Raw genomic sequence first — 15,234 nt, 5'->3', positions numbered from 1 at the left:
GACGATGAGCGCACGCTCCGCCTGGCGAGACGTGCCGCGGCTGAAGGTGAAGCACTTCGCCGCACTCGCCGGGGACGAGGTGCCGCAGCTCGCCGATGACATCCTGCGCGAGATCCGCCGCGAATACCCCCATCTGCCCCTGGTCCTCGACGACTCCGGTGAGCCGATGGCCCTGATCGGCATCAGGCGAGCCCTCGAAGGCTTCGTCAACAAGCTCGCCCAGAGCGAGGACCGTCCGTGCGCACCGCCCGAGGTGTTCCAGGAGTTCGGCCGCGGCGAGGGGCTGCACGGCCGCAGCCTGGACTCGCTGCAGGCCATCTACCGGCTCGGCGTCCGCCTCGCCTGGCGCCGCCTCGCCGAGATCGGACAGCAGGTGGAGATTCCCCCGCCCGCCATGTACGAGCTCGCCGAGGCGGGCTTCGAGTATCTGGACGGCCTCGTGGACCAGTCCGTACGCGGCTACGCCGAGGCCGCCGCCCGGCAGGCCGGTGAACGTCTGCGCCTGCAGCGCAAGTTGATGGAGCTGATGCTCGCCGAGCACCGCACGGACCCCGCCGAGGCGCTCGCCGAGCGCGCGGCCCGGGTCGGCTGGACGCTGCCGGCCAGGGTCGCCGTCGGCGTGCTTCTGCGTCCCGCGCGCGAGGCCGTGGCCCCCGCGGTCGGCCAGGGCGTGCTGCTCGACATGGAGACCGAGCAGCCCCGCATGGTCGTGCCCGAACCCGACGCGGCCGGCCGGCCCGAACTGCTGCGCCGTGCCATGACGGGCTGGTCGGGTGCCATCGGCCCGCCCGTGCCGCTCGCCGACGCCGCGAAGTCGCTGCGCTGGGCGGAGGCCGCGGTCCGGCTCATGGAGCGTGGGCTGCTGCCCGCGGGCGAAGTGCTGTTCTGTACGGAGCACACCGAGGCCCTCGTCCTGCTCCAGCCGGAGGAGCTGATCGACGATCTGGCCCGGCGCTGTCTCGCCCCCCTCACCCACTGCGGCCCGGCCCACGGCCGCCGCCTCGCCGAAACCCTGCTCGCCTGGCTGGAAACCAGGGGCGGTGCCCCGGAGGTCGCGGCCCGCCTCGGCGTCCACCCGCAGACGGTCCGCTACCGGCTGCGCCAGATAAGGGAGTTGTGGGGAGACGAGGTGGACGACCCGGACCGCCGCTTCGAACTGGAACTGGTCCTGCGGGCCCAGCGGCTCAGGGGCGCGGTCGGCGGCTGAACCGCCCGTCACCGTTCCATGCACCGGTACCCCCTACCGGCACACAACTTTCACACCACCTGCCTCACCCGTTACGGCGGCGGCCCTAGCCTCCCGAACTTATGGACTACTGCCACCCCTGCCGCAGGCACCTCAACGGCGCCCTCGCGTGCCCCGGCTGCGGTACCCCCGCCGAGGCCTGCCGCAGGTACGCGGAAGAGATGGCCGCGGCCGACGCGGCGGCGGGCACCGACGAGGTGCACGACGACGGTGCCCGCGAGCCACGCCGCTCCCGCCGGACCGTGGGCCGCTCCCGGCGCCGCCGCACCCAGCGGCGCCGCACCAGGGCGCTGGTGCTCGGCGCCGGATTCATGATCGCCGCGGGTGGTATCGCGGTGGCCCAGCTGGGCGGCGAGACCCCGCCGCAGAACCACGCCGCACCGTCGCAGCCCACCACGACGCCGGGCGCCGGGGACACGCAGGACACCGGGGACGCGGGGGAGCCTTCGCAGAGCGCCTCGGACAAGGGCCGCGCCAATCGCAGCAACCGCACATCGACGAGCCCCGCCCCCGGCACGTCGACGGCCACCCCGTCCAAGTCGCCCGGGTCCAAGACCAAGAAGCCGTCGGACCGGCCCACCAAGTCCCCCGAAGAGGACGCCAGTTCACCCCCGCCCACTTCGGAGCGGCCCCCGTCGCAGCCCGCGACGACACCCCCGCCGGAGCCGTCGGACCCGCAACCGACCCCGTCGGAGACGTGCACGCGCTTCTTGTGGTGGTGCACGTAGCTCAGCTGTTCGTGACGGCAGGGCGGGAAGAGACCTAGCCCGCCCCGAGCATCCTGCGCAGCAGGTCCCGCAGCGCCACCCGCTCGTCCCGGGACAGTTCCCCCAACGGCTCGCGCGCGAAATCGTCGAGGCCGTCCCGTAGCTCACGCGCGGTGCGGGCCCCCAGCTCCGTCGGCGCGGCCAGCTTCACGCGGCGGTCGGCCGGATCGGGCCGCCGCTCCACCAGGCCGCGCGCTTCGAGGCGGTCCACGATGCCCGTCACGTTCGACGGCTCGCACTTCAGCTTCTGCGCGATCCGGCGCATGGGCATCGGCTCGATGGAGAGCAGACCCAGTACCCGCGCCTGGGCGCCCGTGAGGGTGTGCTTGCCCGCCGCCTGCTCGTACTCGTCGTAGTAGCGCGTCACGACGGTGCCGATGAGCTCGACGACCTCAAGGGTCAGCGGATCGATACGGGGCGTGCGCGAAGTGGCCATGCCCTCAGGGTACCCATTTACTTGACAACATGAAATATCCAGGAGCATGGTTGTTTCACGTCCTGAAGTAATTTGGGCGACCGCACAGCATCAATCAGGAGGCCGCACCCCCATGTCGTCACTCCCTTCCACGAGCCGCGTATGGCACCTCGTCGCCCGCCCGCACGGCTGGCCCAAGCCCGAGGACTTCGCGCTGCGAGAGGTGCCCGTCGATGCCCCCGCGGAGGGCCGCATCCTCGTCAAGAACCTGCACTTCTCGGTGGACCCGTACATGCGCGGCCGGATGAACGACGTGAAGTCGTACGTGCCGCCGTTCCAGCTGGACAAGCCGATGGACGGCGGCGCCGTCGGTGAGGTCATCGCCTCGAACGACCCGGCCTTCGCGGTCGGAGACACGGTCCTGCACGGCCTGGGCTGGCGCGACTACGCCGACGTACCGGCGAAGCACGCCACCAAGGTCGACGGCTCGCTCGCCCCGCTCTCCGCGTATCTGGGCGTGCTCGGCATGCCCGGTCTGACGGCGTACGCGGGCCTGCTCGAGGTGGCCTCGTTCAAGCCGGGCGACGCGGTCTTCGTCTCCGGTGCCGCCGGTGCCGTGGGCAGCCAGGTCGGCCAGATCGCCCGGATCAAGGGGGCGTCGCGCGTGATCGGCTCGGCGGGCTCCGACGACAAGGTCAAGCTCCTGGTCGAGGAGTACGGCTTCGACGCGGCCTTCAACTACAAGAAGGGCCCGGTCGCCGAGCAGCTCAAGGAAGCCGCGCCCGACGGCATCGACGTCTACTTCGACAACGTCGGCGGCGACCACCTCGAAGCGGCCATCAGCCGGCTCAACCTGCACGGCCGCGTCACCATCTGCGGCATGATCGCCGGCTACAACGACACCGAGCCCACCCCGGGCCCGCGCAACATGACGATGATCATCGGCAAGCGGCTGCGGCTGCAGGGCATGCTCGTCAGCGACCATCAGGCGCTTCAGCCCCAGTTCGTCCAGGATGTCGCTTCCTGGATCGCCTCCGGTGAGCTCAAGTACCGCGAGACCTTCGTCGACGGTGTCGAGAACGGCGTGGACGCGTTCCTCGGCGTACTCCGGGGTGACAACACCGGAAAGATGGTCGTCAACCCGACCCGTTAAGGTCTGATCAGTGACCGCTTCGGGTCGTGGGCGCGAGCCCGGGCGGCGCAACTATGGAGGAAAGCTACTTATGGGCATCCAGCAGTCCGACGTGAAGTACACCGCCGTCGCCACCGCCGAGAACGGCCGCGACGGCCGCGTCGCCACCGACGACGGTCAGCTCGACGTCGTCGTGAACCCGCCGAAGGAGATGGGCGGCTCCGGCGCCGGCACCAACCCCGAGCAGCTCTTCGCCGCCGGTTACGCGGCGTGCTTCCAGGGTGCGCTCGGCGTCGTCGCCCGCAACGAGAAGGCCGACATCACGGGCTCGACCGTGACCGCCGAGGTCGGCATCGGCCAGAACGACGAGGGCTTCGGCATCATCGTCGCCATCAAGGCCACCATCCCGACCGTGGACGCGGCCACCGCCAAGTCCCTGGTCGAGAAGGCCCACCAGGTGTGCCCGTACTCCAAGGCCACCCGCGGCAACATCGAGGTCACCCTCACGGTTGCCTGACACACCCCGTGTACGACCGAGGGCCGCACCTTGTCGAGGTGCGGCCCTCAGCCGTGTGGCCCTGCGCCGTGTGGCCCTCAGTGGAGCGGCCCTCAGTGGTTCGAGCCGTCGGGCGTCAGCGGGAACTACCCGAGCAGTGCCCGCCCCACCTGCGGGAACATCCCCTTCGGGTGGTCGCGGAACAGCGGCTCCGTGCCGAAGAGCACCACCCGGGCCGCACCCGCGCGGCCACTGACCACGGACGCCTTGCCGGCCGCGTCCTTCGGGCCGCCCTTGCCGTTCCCGTCCGGGCGCCAGTGCCCGGAGACCAGCGGATTCCCGGTGGCGTACGACTGCTCGACCCGCACCTTCGAGCCGAGGCCCGTGAACCACATCGGCGCGTAGACGAAGCTGTGCTCCGGGGCGCCGCCGGTGACCGGGCCGCCCGCGTTGCGCACCCGCACCACACCGTTGGCGTCGCCGTTGCCGGCCACGGCCTTCGCGGTGAGCAGCTTCGCCGCGGTGTTGAAGGCGGCCCCGCTCCCGCCGCGCCCGACGACGTCACCGCCATCCGCGAGGAAGCCCATCAGGGCGGACCGTGCCCCGGCGTCGAGCTTGCCGTACTCCAGGCCGGCGGAGACATACAGGGCCCGGACCTTCTTCCAGTCGAAGCCCTTGTTGAGCGAGGCCGTCGACACGGGCACCACGTCGAAGTTCATCTCGCGCAGCGCGAACAGCTCACCCGGTGTCACGGCCGCCGCGACCGGGGTGCGGTGCAGCGCCCCGACGCTCCTGGCCTTCGTGGCGTCGAAGGACACCCCGTACCGGGCGGCCGCCCGCCGTGCCTCGGCGCGCGCGGAGGCGGGCACGAGCGCACTGCCGTCCGCGGCCCGGCGTACCGGAACCCCGGTCTTCAGAAGGGAGTTGACGGCCGCGATCTCCTGCGGGTCGTCGAGCCGCAGCCGCAGATCGCCGCGCGGGGCGACGTACCCGGCCGACGCGGCATTGCTCACGGGACGGCGCGGCACGTCGAACGCGACGCCCTCCGGCACCGCCCGCACGCTCGCGCCCCACAGCAGGCCGAGGCTCCACCCCGAGATGTCGTACATGGTCGACACCTTGTCGCTGATGTCCCGGCCGTCCGCGAGCATCACATTGGCCATGGCCCGCTTCGACTGGTGCAGATCGACGACGTACGACCCCTTGGGATAGGTCTTGCCGCCCACCCGGAACGCGGCGCTCGCACGCTCCACGCGCACGTCATTGGCCAGGAGATGCCGTACGAGCCGCACCGCCGCGGTCTGCGAACGCTGCCCGCCGCCCCACGGAATGACGTACGCGCGCGGGAAGTCGGTCGTGTAGACATCCTCCGGACCGATCCCCGGCACCCCCGGAACCGTCTCCTCCGAGACCGGGATCTGCTTCTCACCCGCGGCGGCCCGCCGGAACGTCTCGATCTGGTCGGCGATCAGCGGACCGCGCTTCTCGCGCGCGAAGTCGAGCGTCGCGCGCATGGCCGCGCCCGCGATGTCCACATTGATCGCGGACCTGCGGCGCAGCTCGGCGGCCGGCTGCTCGTCGTACTCCTCGTTGTTCACCGCCATCGGGAACTCGATGGTGTGCGAGGCGACCGCGCCGTGGAACGGCATGTACTGCGGGGTGAAGATGGGCGGCCAGTCGTCCCAGCCCTCCTTCTCGTCCCGGAAGGGGATGACGGCCGGCTTCACGCCGTCCTTCGCCTCCGTGTAGCCGAGGCCGTTGACGGCGGCCTCCATGCCGAGCGCGTTGGCGTAGGTGTTCTTCAGGAAGAGGTCGTACTCGTAGTTCTCGCCGTGCGGGGGAGTGGTCGGCTCGATCAGGGTGCCGTTGACATAGCCGTGCAGATCGATCATGACGGCGGGCTGCTTGTCGATGGCGATCTGCCGCATCACGCGGCCCTCGGGCTGCGAGCCGGTGACGAAGTCCCGGTTCAGATCGAAGCCGTTGCCGTTGGCGCGGGTGCCCGCGATCCGGCCGTCCGGGTTCGCGGTGATGTTGAAGTAGAGCCGCGAGTGGTCGAGCAGCTCGCGGGTCTTCGTGCTCTTCGACTCCGCGAGGTCCTCGATGAGTTCGAGGGCGGCGTCGGTGCCCTCCCACTCGTTGCCGTGGATGTTGTTGTTGATGAACACCGGTGTCTTGTACGAGGACTTCACCGCCGGGTCCTTCGCGGCCTCGGCGGGCGCCCGCTCGATCAGCTCCCGCATCCGCTCCTGTGCGCGTGCCTTTCGCGCGGACTCGGGCGAGGTGACGGTGACGAGATACAGGGGGTGCCCGTTCGCGGACCGCCCGGCGACCTCGACGCTCACGCGCTCGCCCAGCTTCTGCAGGGCGTTCAGCTTCGGGGCTATGGAGTGGTACGGCGTCAGACCCAGCTTGATGGACTTGTCGCCGGGGTTCGTCGGCTCGGTGGGCAGCACCTGCTCGCGCGGGTAGCCGCCGGTACGGTCCGACAGGCCGGGTATCTGCTCCTTCAGGGCCCGTTCGGCCGCGGGGAGCGGGGACTTGGCGGCGCGCCCGCCGTCCTCGGCGCCGCGCTCACGGACGGGCCCCGGGGTGTCGGCCACGGGCGCCGCGCTCGCGCCGACCGGCGCGAGCATGACCACGCCCGTCGCCGCGGCCAGGGTGATCAGGACGGGTCTCGGTATGCCCACACGTACCTCCAGGAAGCCCAAAGATCAGTACGCGAGGTCTACCGGATCCAACTCGCCCGCAACAAGCTTGTTTTGCACCTCGTAACAGCACCGTAGCCCCACGCCGTGAACGTCCCCGGGGCCGCCGGATAGGGTGTGCGGCATGGCCATGCGTGATCTAGGAACAGGTTTCGGCTATCTCACCAAGGGACAGCGGTGGGTCGCGGGCCACGGCCGCTGGCTCGGCTTCGGGCTCATCCCGGGCCTGATCACCCTCGTCCTGTACGCCGCCGCGCTCGTGGGCCTCGGCTTCGGTGCCGATGACTTCATCGCCTGGGCGACACCGTTCGCGGACGACTGGAACTCCCCGTGGCTCGGGCTGTTCCGCGGCTTCCTCACGGTGCTGCTCTTCGCCCTCGGCCTGTTCCTCGCAGTGATCACCTTCACCGCCGTGACGCTTCTCGTCGGCCAGCCCTTCTACGAGTCCCTCTCGGAGCAGGTCGACAAGTCCGAGTCACCGGACGGCACCGCGCCCGAGTCGGGCCTCTCGCTCGGCCGTGAGCTGTGGATCTCGGCCAGGGACAGCCTGCGCATCCTCGTGCGCGCGATGCTGTGGGCGGTGCTCCTGTTCGCCCTCGGGTTCATCCCGGTCCTCGGCCAGACCGTGGTCCCGGCGATCGGCTTCTGCGTGACCGGATTCTTCCTGGCACAGGAACTCACCTCGGTCGCCCTGCAGCGCCGCCGCGTCGAGGTACGCGAGCAACTCGCCCTGCTGCGCGCCCACCGCATGCAGATCTGGGGCTTCGGAGTGCCCCTGGCCGTGTGCTTCCTGATCCCGTTCGTGGCGGTGTTCCTGATGCCGGGCGCGGTGGCGGGGGCGACGCTGATGGTGCGGGACCTGCGCCGGGAGAACGAGCCGGAGCCGCAGGCGCACCCTCGGTCTCAGCCGCACCCTCAACCGCAGGTGAATCCGTACGCGGGGCCCGCACAGCCGAACCCCTACCAGCAGCCGTACGCGCCGCCGCCCCCGCCGTCCTCCTAGTGGGCCGCGGCGACCCCCACGATCGACCGCACCTGCGCCACGATGCCGAGGCGGTTGCGCACGAACTCCGGGTCCGTGACCGTGCCCGTCGCCGGGTCGGTGTTGCCCGCGCCGAACTGCAGGACCGGCGTGTGCACATGGCCGCCGGGAAGGTCGCGGAGCCCGAGGCGGTCCCGTAGCAGCGTCGCCCGGTACGCGATCTCGTTCGACAGGTAATTGCCGCCGCCGCCCGCACGGGCCGTCGAGCCCTCCGTCGGACCGTCGGCGCGCGTCACCGGCTCCTTGCCGCCCGCCGGGATCTCCGTCACCGACGTGTTGTCGTACACCGGGAAGCGGCCCGTGTCAGCGGCTACGATCTCCTTGTACGGCAGGGAAGTCCGGGTCCACTGGGGCTGTGAGGCCGGAGCGGCCACCGGCACCGTCTCCGTGCGCGACACGTTCACGTTGTCCGGGAAGCCGCCCCGCCAGGCGCCGTTGAACCGCTCGACGTCGAAGCGCCCCACCCGGCCCTGGCTGACCGTGGTGAACGTGTCGACGCGCGGCAGCCACGGACGCAGCGCCCGCTCCACCACGCCGTCGGCGAAGTCCTGCCAGCGCACCGGGAAGACGGCCGTCTCGACGCGGGCACGGCCGCCGTCCGCCGTGCGGATGTATGTGCCGTCCAGGGCCAGTGCCGTCGCCCCGGACGGATTGCTGATCCGGATGTCGCGGTCGAGGGTGAACGGGTCGAAGCCGGTGAGCAGCACCCGCCGCACCTTGCCGCGGCCCTGGGGATAGCGGATGTCGTCCTGTCCGCGCGAGGTCCGCTCCAGCTCCCGCAGGAGCCGTTCGCGCCGCTCCTTCGACAGCCTCAACCCGCCCTCCCAGGCCCGCAGTTCACGGGTCATCGCGAGCCGCGCCCAGTACAGCGGCCGGTCGTCGTCCCGGCTCAGCTGCCCGTCCGGCACCGGGCCCTGCCCCTGCACCCGGTCCACCGCCCGCTGCCACAGCCGCTTTCCGTGGCGTACGGCGACACGCTCCGCCTGCGCGTAGGAGTCCGCGGCGGCCAGGGCACGGGCGAACGCGGGGCCGACGTCGTCGAAGCCGCCGCGCCGCAGGATCTCTTGCGGTGCGGCCTTGTCGAGGCGCTGCTCCTCGACCGTGGCCCCGGTGCCCGGGGCGGGCGCGGGCGCGGCGCCGAGGGTGAGCGAGGCGCAGAGGGTGAGCACGGCGGCGCCGAGCCGAGCGCGTATCACAGTCACAGAAGTCCTTCCGTAGAAAGCCACCGGCCGGTGCCCGGAAGTATCGCTCAACTCCCCTTCCGCCGCAGGTGGTCCACCGCCTCCCGCGGTGCGTCCACAAAGGCCTCCGCTGCGGGAGACAGTGTCCGCCCCCGCAGGCTCGCCGCGTACACCGCGCGTTCGGGGCAGTCCTGCGGGTGCAGGGCGAGGAGCCTGATGTCGGGGCGCATCGAGGCGGCCGCCAGCTCGGGCACGAGTGCCACTCCGAGGCCCGCGGCGACACAGCCCTGTTTGGCGATCCACTCGGCGGCGACCTGCGCGACCCGGGGCCGGAAGCCGTCCCGTACCGCCGGGTGCAGCAGGCTGCGCTCGGTGCGGGGACTGCCGGAGATCCGGTCCTCGTCCGCGAGTTCCGCGATCCGTACCCGGCGGCGCCGTGCGAGCCGGTGACCGGGGGGGCACGGCGACATACATCGACTCGTCGATCAGATGGCGGAGTTCGTACGCCTCCAGGGGGTCGCCGGCCGTCGTGGACACCACCGCCAGATCCACATCCCCGGCATCCAGACGTTCCAACTGCCGTGCCGTGAGCCCCTCTTCACGGCTGAGGGCGACCCCGGGGTGGCGCCGCCGGAACGTGGCGACGGCCCACGGCAGCAGCGCCGCGTCCGCCGTCGGGGACCCTGACAGGACGTGCCATGCGGTTCACCCTCGGCAACCCCGCCGACGCGCCTTCGCCCCCCCCGGCCCGTACTCCCAGGTCGCCCGCGTCGAACTGCCGGGCGGCGGCGCGCTGTTGCAGCTCTCGGGCCAGATCGCCGAGGGCGTGGACCTCACGGCCCAGAGCCGTGACGTCATGGAGACGGTCGTCGCGCTCCTGGCGGCGCACGGCGCGACACCCGATGACATCGTCCATATCCGCAGCTACCTCACGGACATCGCGCAGCTGCCCCAATACGCCGCCGTGCGCCGGGAGTTCCTCACCGGGATTCCGCCCACCAGCACCACCGTCGAGGTGTCACGGCCCTTCCGGCCCGAGGCCCTCATCGAGGTCGAGGTGGTCGCGGTACTCGGCGGATAGTGGTCGCGGTACCCGGCCGGTCGCGGTGCCCTGCCGGTCGCGGCACCCGGCCGGTCGCGGTCGTGCCCCTCAGCCGGTGGCCGATGGCCCTTCGAGCAGTGTCAGGAAGTTCCGGAACGCCGTCGCCATGTCCACCGCCTCCGGGTCGAGCAGCCACTGGTACTGCAGCCCGTCCATCACCGCCACCAGGAGCGGAGCGGCCTGTTCGGGGGTCAGGCCGCTCGGCAGGCGGTCGCCGTACTCGGCGCGCAGCACCGTCGCCATCGACGGCCGCACCGCGGCATAGCGCGCCGTGAAGTACTCCCGTGCCGGATGTGACTCGGTGACGCTCTCGCCGAGCAGGGCCGAGAAGGTCTGCACGATGCCGGGCCGCATGGCGTTGTACTCGACGAGCGAGGTGAGCAGATCGAGGCGCCAGGTGCGGGCCGGTACGGCGTCCCACTGGTCGCGCTCCTCCAGTACGGCGACGAGCAGGGCCTCCTTGGTGGGGAAGTAGTGCAGCAGTCCCTGCTGGGTGAGGCCGACCCGCTCGGCCACGGCCCCGAGCGACGCGCCCCGGTAGCCGCGCTCGGCGATCACTTCCAGGGCCGCGCGCAGAATCTCCGCTCGCCGCTCCTCGCTTCTGGCCCTGGCCACCATGCCTTCGCCCTTTCCTTTGGTCCCTTGCCGGATGGACCGTACGCCATCTAAATGTAACGCCAAGATAACGAAACCTACCGACCTACAGATTACCGAGGCAGGATGGAGGGAACCTAGGCACTTCAACGAGGAGGTACGGCCATGGCCCCGTCCGCACCCACCACCCAGGCCGACCGCGACCGCGAGATTGCGGTCGAGGCGGCGCTCGGCAAGCTCGACCTGGACGCCAAGGCGCGGCTGCTCGCCGGCCAGGACATGTGGACGCTGCCGGAGCTCCCCGAGATCGGGCTCAAGTCCCTCGTCATGTCCGACGGCCCGATCGGGGTGCGCGGAGTGCGCTGGACCGCCGACGACCCCTCGATCGCGCTGCCGTCCCCGACCGCGCTCGCCGCCACCTGGGACCCGGCGCTCGCCCGCCGCGCCGGCCGCGTCCTCGCGCAGGAGGCCCGCCGCAAGGGCGTGCACGTGCTGCTCGCGCCCACCGTCAATCTGCACCGCTCGCCGCGCGGCGGCCGGCACTTCGAGGCCTACTCCGAGGACCCGTATCTCACCGGCGAGATCGGCACCGGATACGTCCGAGGCGTGCAGGACGGCGGCGTCGGCACCACCGTCAAGCACTTCGTCGCCAACGACGCCGAGACCGACCGCTTCACGGTGGACAACAAGGTCGCCCCGCGCCCGCTGCGCGAGCTCTACCTCGCCCCCTTCGAGGCGATCGTCAAGAACGCCCACCCCTGGGGCATCATGACCGCCTACAACAAGGTCAACGGCACCACGATGACCGAGCACCGCTACCTCGTGAACGAAGTGCTGCGCGGCGAATGGGGCTTCGACGGCTACAACGTCTCCGACTGGATGGCCGCCCGCTCCACGAAGGGCGCCATCGAAGGCGGCCTGGATGTCGCCATGCCGGGCCCGCGCACCGTGTACGGACCGGCGCTCGCCGCCGCCGTCCGGGCCGGTGAGGTGGAGGAGTCCACGGTCGACGAGGCCGTACGCAACGTCCTGCGGCTCGCCGCCCGCGTCGGCATCCTGGACGGCGCCGAGCCCGTGGTCGGCGAGCTCCCCGAGACCGTCGACGGGCAGGCCCTGGCCCGCGAGATCGCCCGCCGCGCCTTCGTCCTCGTACGCAACGAAGCACGCGACGGAGAGCCGGTCCTGCCCCTGAAGGCCGACCGGACCGTCGCCCTCATCGGCACCGCCGCCCGCGATGCCCGGGTCCTCGGCGGCGGCTCCGCCACCGTCTTCCCCGAGCGGGTCGTCGCGCCCCTCGACGGGCTCACCGCCGCCCTGCCCGAGGGGGCGCTCAGCTACTGCGTCGGGGCCGACCCCAACAGTGAACTCACCGCCGCCGACGGCGGGTTCACCCTGCGTGCCGTCTGCCGCGCCGCCGACGGCAGCGAGCTCGGCACGGTCAACGCCCCCAGCGGGCACATCCAGTGGTTCGGCGCCGACCTGCCGCAGGGCGTCCCGGCCGCCGCCGTGCACAGCGTCGAGCTCATCGGCACGTTCACGCCGCGCGTCAGCGGCGAGCACACCTTCGGCACCCGTGGCTACGGCCGCTTCCGGCTCAGCCTCGACGGCCGCGAACTCTCCGACACGACCTACACCGTCGGCCCGGACTCCGACCCCTTCGACACCTTCTTCAGCCTGCCGTCCGAGGCCGCCCGGGTCGAACTCGAAGCGGACCGCACCATCGAGGTCAGCCTCTACCACGAGGTCGCGCACCTGGAGAATTCGCCGATCGAGGGCATCAGCTTCACGCTCGCGCACCGTGAACCCCAGCGTGACGCCGACGAGCTGATCGCCGAGGCCGTCGAGGCGGCACGCGCCGCGGACACCGCCGTGGTCGTGGTCGCCACGACCGAACTCGTCGAGTCCGAGGGCTTCGACCGCCGTGACCTCGCGCTCCCCGGCCGCCAGGACGACCTGGTCCGCGCCGTCGCCGCCGCCAACCCGAACACCGTGGTGGTCGTCAACTCCGGCTCCCCGGTGGAGCTTCCGTGGCGGGACGACGTGGCGGCCGTGCTGCTCAGCTGGTTCCCCGGCCAGGAGGGCGGAGCCGCACTCGCCGACGTCCTGCTCGGCGCCGCGGAGCCCGGCGGCCGCCTCCCCACCACCTGGGGCACCCTGGACGCCGCGCCGGTCACCGAAGTCACCCCGTCCGACGGTGAACTCCCGTACACGGAAGGCCTCTTCATCGGCTACCGGGCCTGGGAGAAGTCCGGAGCGACCCCCTCGTACCCCTTCGGCCACGGCCTCGGCTACACCGACTGGGAGTACGAGTCCCTGGAAGTCACCCCCACCGCCGCCACGGTCCGCGTCCGCAACACCGGCACCCGCCACGGCCGCGAAGTGGTCCAGCTCTACGTGGCCCCGGCCGCGGACACCGCCGGGCGCCCCGCCCGTTGGCTCGCCGGCTTCACCGGCGTCGAGGCGGCCCCCGGCGAGAGCGTCGAGGTCCGTATCGAACTGCCGCCCCGCGCCTTCGAGATCTGGGACGAGCCGGCGGGCTCCTGGACCCACGTCGGCGGAACGTACGAGCTCCAGGCATCACGCTCGATCACCGACACCCGCCTGACGGCGGCCCTCACGATCTGACGCCCCTTCAAACATCGGGCGGGCTGGATCAGTCAGCCCTTGAACCAGCCCGTCCGGCGTTTGAGGACGAGCCCGAAGGGCGATTCACGGTGCCCCCAGGCGACGGTGCGGCGACCGTCACGCCCAGGGAACTCACCCCGCCGGGGCACCCCGCTCAGCCGTCACCGCGCGAAACGCGATCTCCGCAAGCCGCGACTGCCCGTCCTTGCTCGGATGGAAGTAGTCCCACTGGCTCAACTGCCCCGTACCGAAGCGGTAGTCGAACACCGCGCCACCGTCGTAACGGCAGTACCGGTCCCGCGAGCACACATCCTTCAGCACGTCGTTGTACGCCAGCACCCGCTCGTACACCGCGTCCCTGCGCTTGACCGACTTGGTCCCCAGGGCGTCCGGATCGCCCAGCATCGTGGGGCAGATGCCGAGCTTCCACACCTGCTTGGCCATCGCGTTGCCCCGCCCCTCGGACCACAGGCGCTTCAGGTCCGGCACGCTGGCCACGTACACCTGCGCCTTCGGCTCCTCCTTGCGCAGGGTCCGCATGGCGTCCTCGAAGTCACGGCGGAACTCCGACACCGGCGTCATCGCGCGCAGCGCACCCCTGCAGGCGTCGTTGCCCCCCACCATGACCGTCACCAGCTGCGGGGACTTGGCGGCCGCGCGCTCCATCTGCTCCGGCAGATCGGCCATCCTGGCCCCGGTCCGGGCGTAGTTCCAGCTGTGCGACGCCGCGGCGTCCCTGCCGAGCAGCCGCACCGCGAGCGAGTGCACCGAGGGGTCGGTGCCGGTCGCCCAGGACACCTCGGGGCAGTCCGAGAGCACCGAGCAGGCGTCGAAGCCACGGGTGATGGAGTCGCCGACCGCGGCGAGGGAACGCGGGCTCGCGTCCCACGCGGGCGTCGGGCTCGGAGCCGGGCTGCCGCTCGCGGACGTCCCCTTGGGGGCGGGCGTCGCGCCCCCGGTCGCGTCACAGCCGACGAGCGCCGCGGCGAGCAGTGCCCCCGTCGCGGCGACGAGGGCGGCGCCGCGGCGAGGCCGACGGCTGAAACCGATCTCCCGCATCTTCGCGTCCCCTCTATGACGGCAAGGGCGTCCTGCCGGGTGAATGCTTACCGTTTCCGGACCTTCGGACCGACGGTACGTCACACTCGGGCCGCTGCCGCACGGTAGCTTTGCCCCAGCCGACCCAGGGACACGCCGCTGTCTCGGTTCCGGTAAATTACATCACGTCAGATCTGTCCGGATTGGTCGGCATTGGCCAAACTTCGGGCAGCATTGCTCGGTACGGGCGCGAGGCCGCTGGGGAAGGCGACCCTCGACCCACACTGGAGGTCCGGTGACGACACGTGGAGTTCTGTACGTGCACTCCGCTCCACGCGCGCTGTGCCCGCACATCGAATGGGCAGTGGCGGGCGTACTCGGCGGGCGCGTGAACCTCGACTGGATCCGGCAGCCCGCCGCCCCCGGCACCTGGAGATCAGAGTTCTCCTGGCAGGCCGAGACGGGTGCCGCGTCCAAGCTGGCGTCCGCGCTGCGCGGCTGGCAGATGCTGCGCTTCGAGGTCACCGCCGAGCCCTGCCCCACCGCGGAGGGCGAGCGTTACAGCGCCACGCCCGAACTCGGCATCTTTCACGCCGTCACCGGAATGCACGGCGACATCCTGATCCCCGAGGACCGGCTGCGCGCCGCCCTGGCCCGCTCACAGCGTGGCGAGAGCGACCTGGAGGCCGAACTCGCGAAGCTTCTCGGCAAGCCCTGGGACGACGAGTTGGAGCCCTTCCGGTACGCGGGCGACGGCGCACCGGTCAGGTGGCTGCACCAGGTGGTGTGAAGAAAGCCCCTCCGGCGATCGAGGAGCCGGGGGGCCGGGGGCGGAGCCCCCGGGACACGCAGACGAGTTGGCCCCCGCCCGGACTCCCGGGCGGGGGC

At 71.5% G+C, this 15,234-nt stretch carries 14 protein-coding genes and 1 pseudogene; 8 read left to right on the top strand and 7 right to left on the bottom strand.

The features are described from left to right. Positions 1-4: 4 nt before the first annotated feature. A complete protein-coding gene (locus tag ACFQVC_RS30850; RefSeq protein WP_381836737.1) occupies positions 5-1,207 on the top strand; it encodes a PucR-like N-terminal domain-containing protein in 1,203 nt (400 codons plus the stop codon). A gap of 101 nt (positions 1,208-1,308) precedes the next feature. Continuing rightward, positions 1,309-1,974, top strand: coding sequence for an SCO2400 family protein (locus ACFQVC_RS30845; protein WP_417851990.1), 666 nt, complete (start codon positions 1,309-1,311; stop codon positions 1,972-1,974). A gap of 34 nt (positions 1,975-2,008) precedes the next feature. Here the strand turns inward: ACFQVC_RS30845 and ACFQVC_RS30840 are convergent, their stop codons facing one another. Beyond that, positions 2,009-2,449 (bottom strand): MarR family winged helix-turn-helix transcriptional regulator, encoded by a 441-nt coding sequence (locus tag ACFQVC_RS30840; RefSeq protein WP_381836733.1) that lies wholly within the window; start codon positions 2,447-2,449, stop codon positions 2,009-2,011. 112 nt (positions 2,450-2,561) lie between these two features. On the opposite strand from ACFQVC_RS30840, the gene ACFQVC_RS30835 reads away from it, so the two are divergent. Both ACFQVC_RS30835 and ACFQVC_RS30830 read left to right on the top strand, forming a co-directional pair. Then, complete coding sequence (locus ACFQVC_RS30835) at positions 2,562-3,581, top strand: NADP-dependent oxidoreductase (RefSeq protein ID WP_381836731.1); 1,020 nt, start codon at positions 2,562-2,564, stop codon at positions 3,579-3,581. A gap of 70 nt (positions 3,582-3,651) precedes the next feature. After that, the gene (locus ACFQVC_RS30830; protein ID WP_381836729.1) at positions 3,652-4,077 is read left to right on the top strand and encodes an organic hydroperoxide resistance protein; all 426 of its coding nucleotides are present in this window, start codon (positions 3,652-3,654) and stop codon (positions 4,075-4,077) included. 125 nt (positions 4,078-4,202) lie between these two features. Here ACFQVC_RS30830 and ACFQVC_RS30825 read toward each other — a convergent pair whose 3' ends face one another. Further along, positions 4,203-6,692, bottom strand: coding sequence for a M14 family zinc carboxypeptidase (locus ACFQVC_RS30825; RefSeq protein WP_381836847.1), 2,490 nt, complete (start codon positions 6,690-6,692; stop codon positions 4,203-4,205). A 202-nt stretch (positions 6,693-6,894) separates the two neighbouring features. On the opposite strand from ACFQVC_RS30825, the gene ACFQVC_RS30820 reads away from it, so the two are divergent. Next, on the top strand, positions 6,895-7,767 hold the full coding sequence (locus ACFQVC_RS30820; protein ID WP_381836845.1) for an EI24 domain-containing protein: 873 nt from the start codon (positions 6,895-6,897) through the stop codon (positions 7,765-7,767). On the opposite strand, the gene ACFQVC_RS30815 is transcribed toward ACFQVC_RS30820, so the two are convergent. From ACFQVC_RS30815 to ACFQVC_RS30805, 3 genes and pseudogenes are all read right to left on the bottom strand, one after another. Further along, positions 7,764-9,008, bottom strand: a complete 1,245-nt coding sequence (locus ACFQVC_RS30815) for a pyroglutamyl-peptidase I (RefSeq protein WP_381836727.1) — start codon at positions 9,006-9,008, stop codon at positions 7,764-7,766. The genes ACFQVC_RS30820 and ACFQVC_RS30815 overlap by 4 nt on opposite strands. Before the next feature lie 47 nt (positions 9,009-9,055). Continuing rightward, entirely contained in the window at positions 9,056-9,457 is a 402-nt protein-coding gene (locus tag ACFQVC_RS30810; RefSeq protein ID WP_381836725.1) for a LysR substrate-binding domain-containing protein, read from the bottom strand. Between the two features lie 55 nt (positions 9,458-9,512). After that, a pseudogene (locus ACFQVC_RS30805) lies at positions 9,513-9,644 on the bottom strand (LysR substrate-binding domain-containing protein); the annotation flags it as partial. Here ACFQVC_RS30805 and ACFQVC_RS30800 point away from each other — a divergent pair. Continuing rightward, positions 9,625-10,068 (top strand): RidA family protein, encoded by a 444-nt coding sequence (locus ACFQVC_RS30800; RefSeq protein ID WP_381836723.1) that lies wholly within the window; start codon positions 9,625-9,627, stop codon positions 10,066-10,068. The pseudogene ACFQVC_RS30805 and the gene ACFQVC_RS30800 sit on opposite strands and share 20 nt — an antisense overlap. Positions 10,069-10,137: 69 nt before the next feature. Here ACFQVC_RS30800 and ACFQVC_RS30795 read toward each other — a convergent pair whose 3' ends face one another. Beyond that, on the bottom strand, positions 10,138-10,707 hold the full coding sequence (locus ACFQVC_RS30795) for a TetR/AcrR family transcriptional regulator (RefSeq protein ID WP_381836721.1): 570 nt from the start codon (positions 10,705-10,707) through the stop codon (positions 10,138-10,140). A gap of 141 nt (positions 10,708-10,848) precedes the next feature. Here ACFQVC_RS30795 and ACFQVC_RS30790 point away from each other — a divergent pair, with 141 nt between their 5' ends. Then, the gene (locus tag ACFQVC_RS30790; protein ID WP_381836719.1) at positions 10,849-13,308 is read left to right on the top strand and encodes a glycoside hydrolase family 3 protein; all 2,460 of its coding nucleotides are present in this window, start codon (positions 10,849-10,851) and stop codon (positions 13,306-13,308) included. 132 nt (positions 13,309-13,440) lie between these two features. Here ACFQVC_RS30790 and ACFQVC_RS30785 read toward each other — a convergent pair whose 3' ends face one another. Continuing rightward, positions 13,441-14,367, bottom strand: a complete 927-nt coding sequence (locus ACFQVC_RS30785; RefSeq protein ID WP_381836717.1) for an SGNH/GDSL hydrolase family protein — start codon at positions 14,365-14,367, stop codon at positions 13,441-13,443. Between the two features lie 274 nt (positions 14,368-14,641). Between ACFQVC_RS30785 and ACFQVC_RS30780 the strand changes: the two genes are divergently transcribed. Next, positions 14,642-15,136: a DUF3145 domain-containing protein gene (locus ACFQVC_RS30780; RefSeq protein ID WP_381836715.1), complete on the top strand. Its 495-nt coding sequence runs from the start codon at positions 14,642-14,644 to the stop codon at positions 15,134-15,136. Positions 15,137-15,234: the final 98 nt, after the last annotated feature.

Origin of the sequence: Streptomyces monticola (genome assembly GCF_042665355.1) — a bacterium.
GTDB classification, from domain to species: Bacteria; Actinomycetota; Actinomycetes; order Streptomycetales; family Streptomycetaceae; genus Streptomyces; species Streptomyces monticola.
Note: the sequence above shows the minus strand (reverse complement) of the source record. Positions and strands in the feature narration are given on the sequence as shown.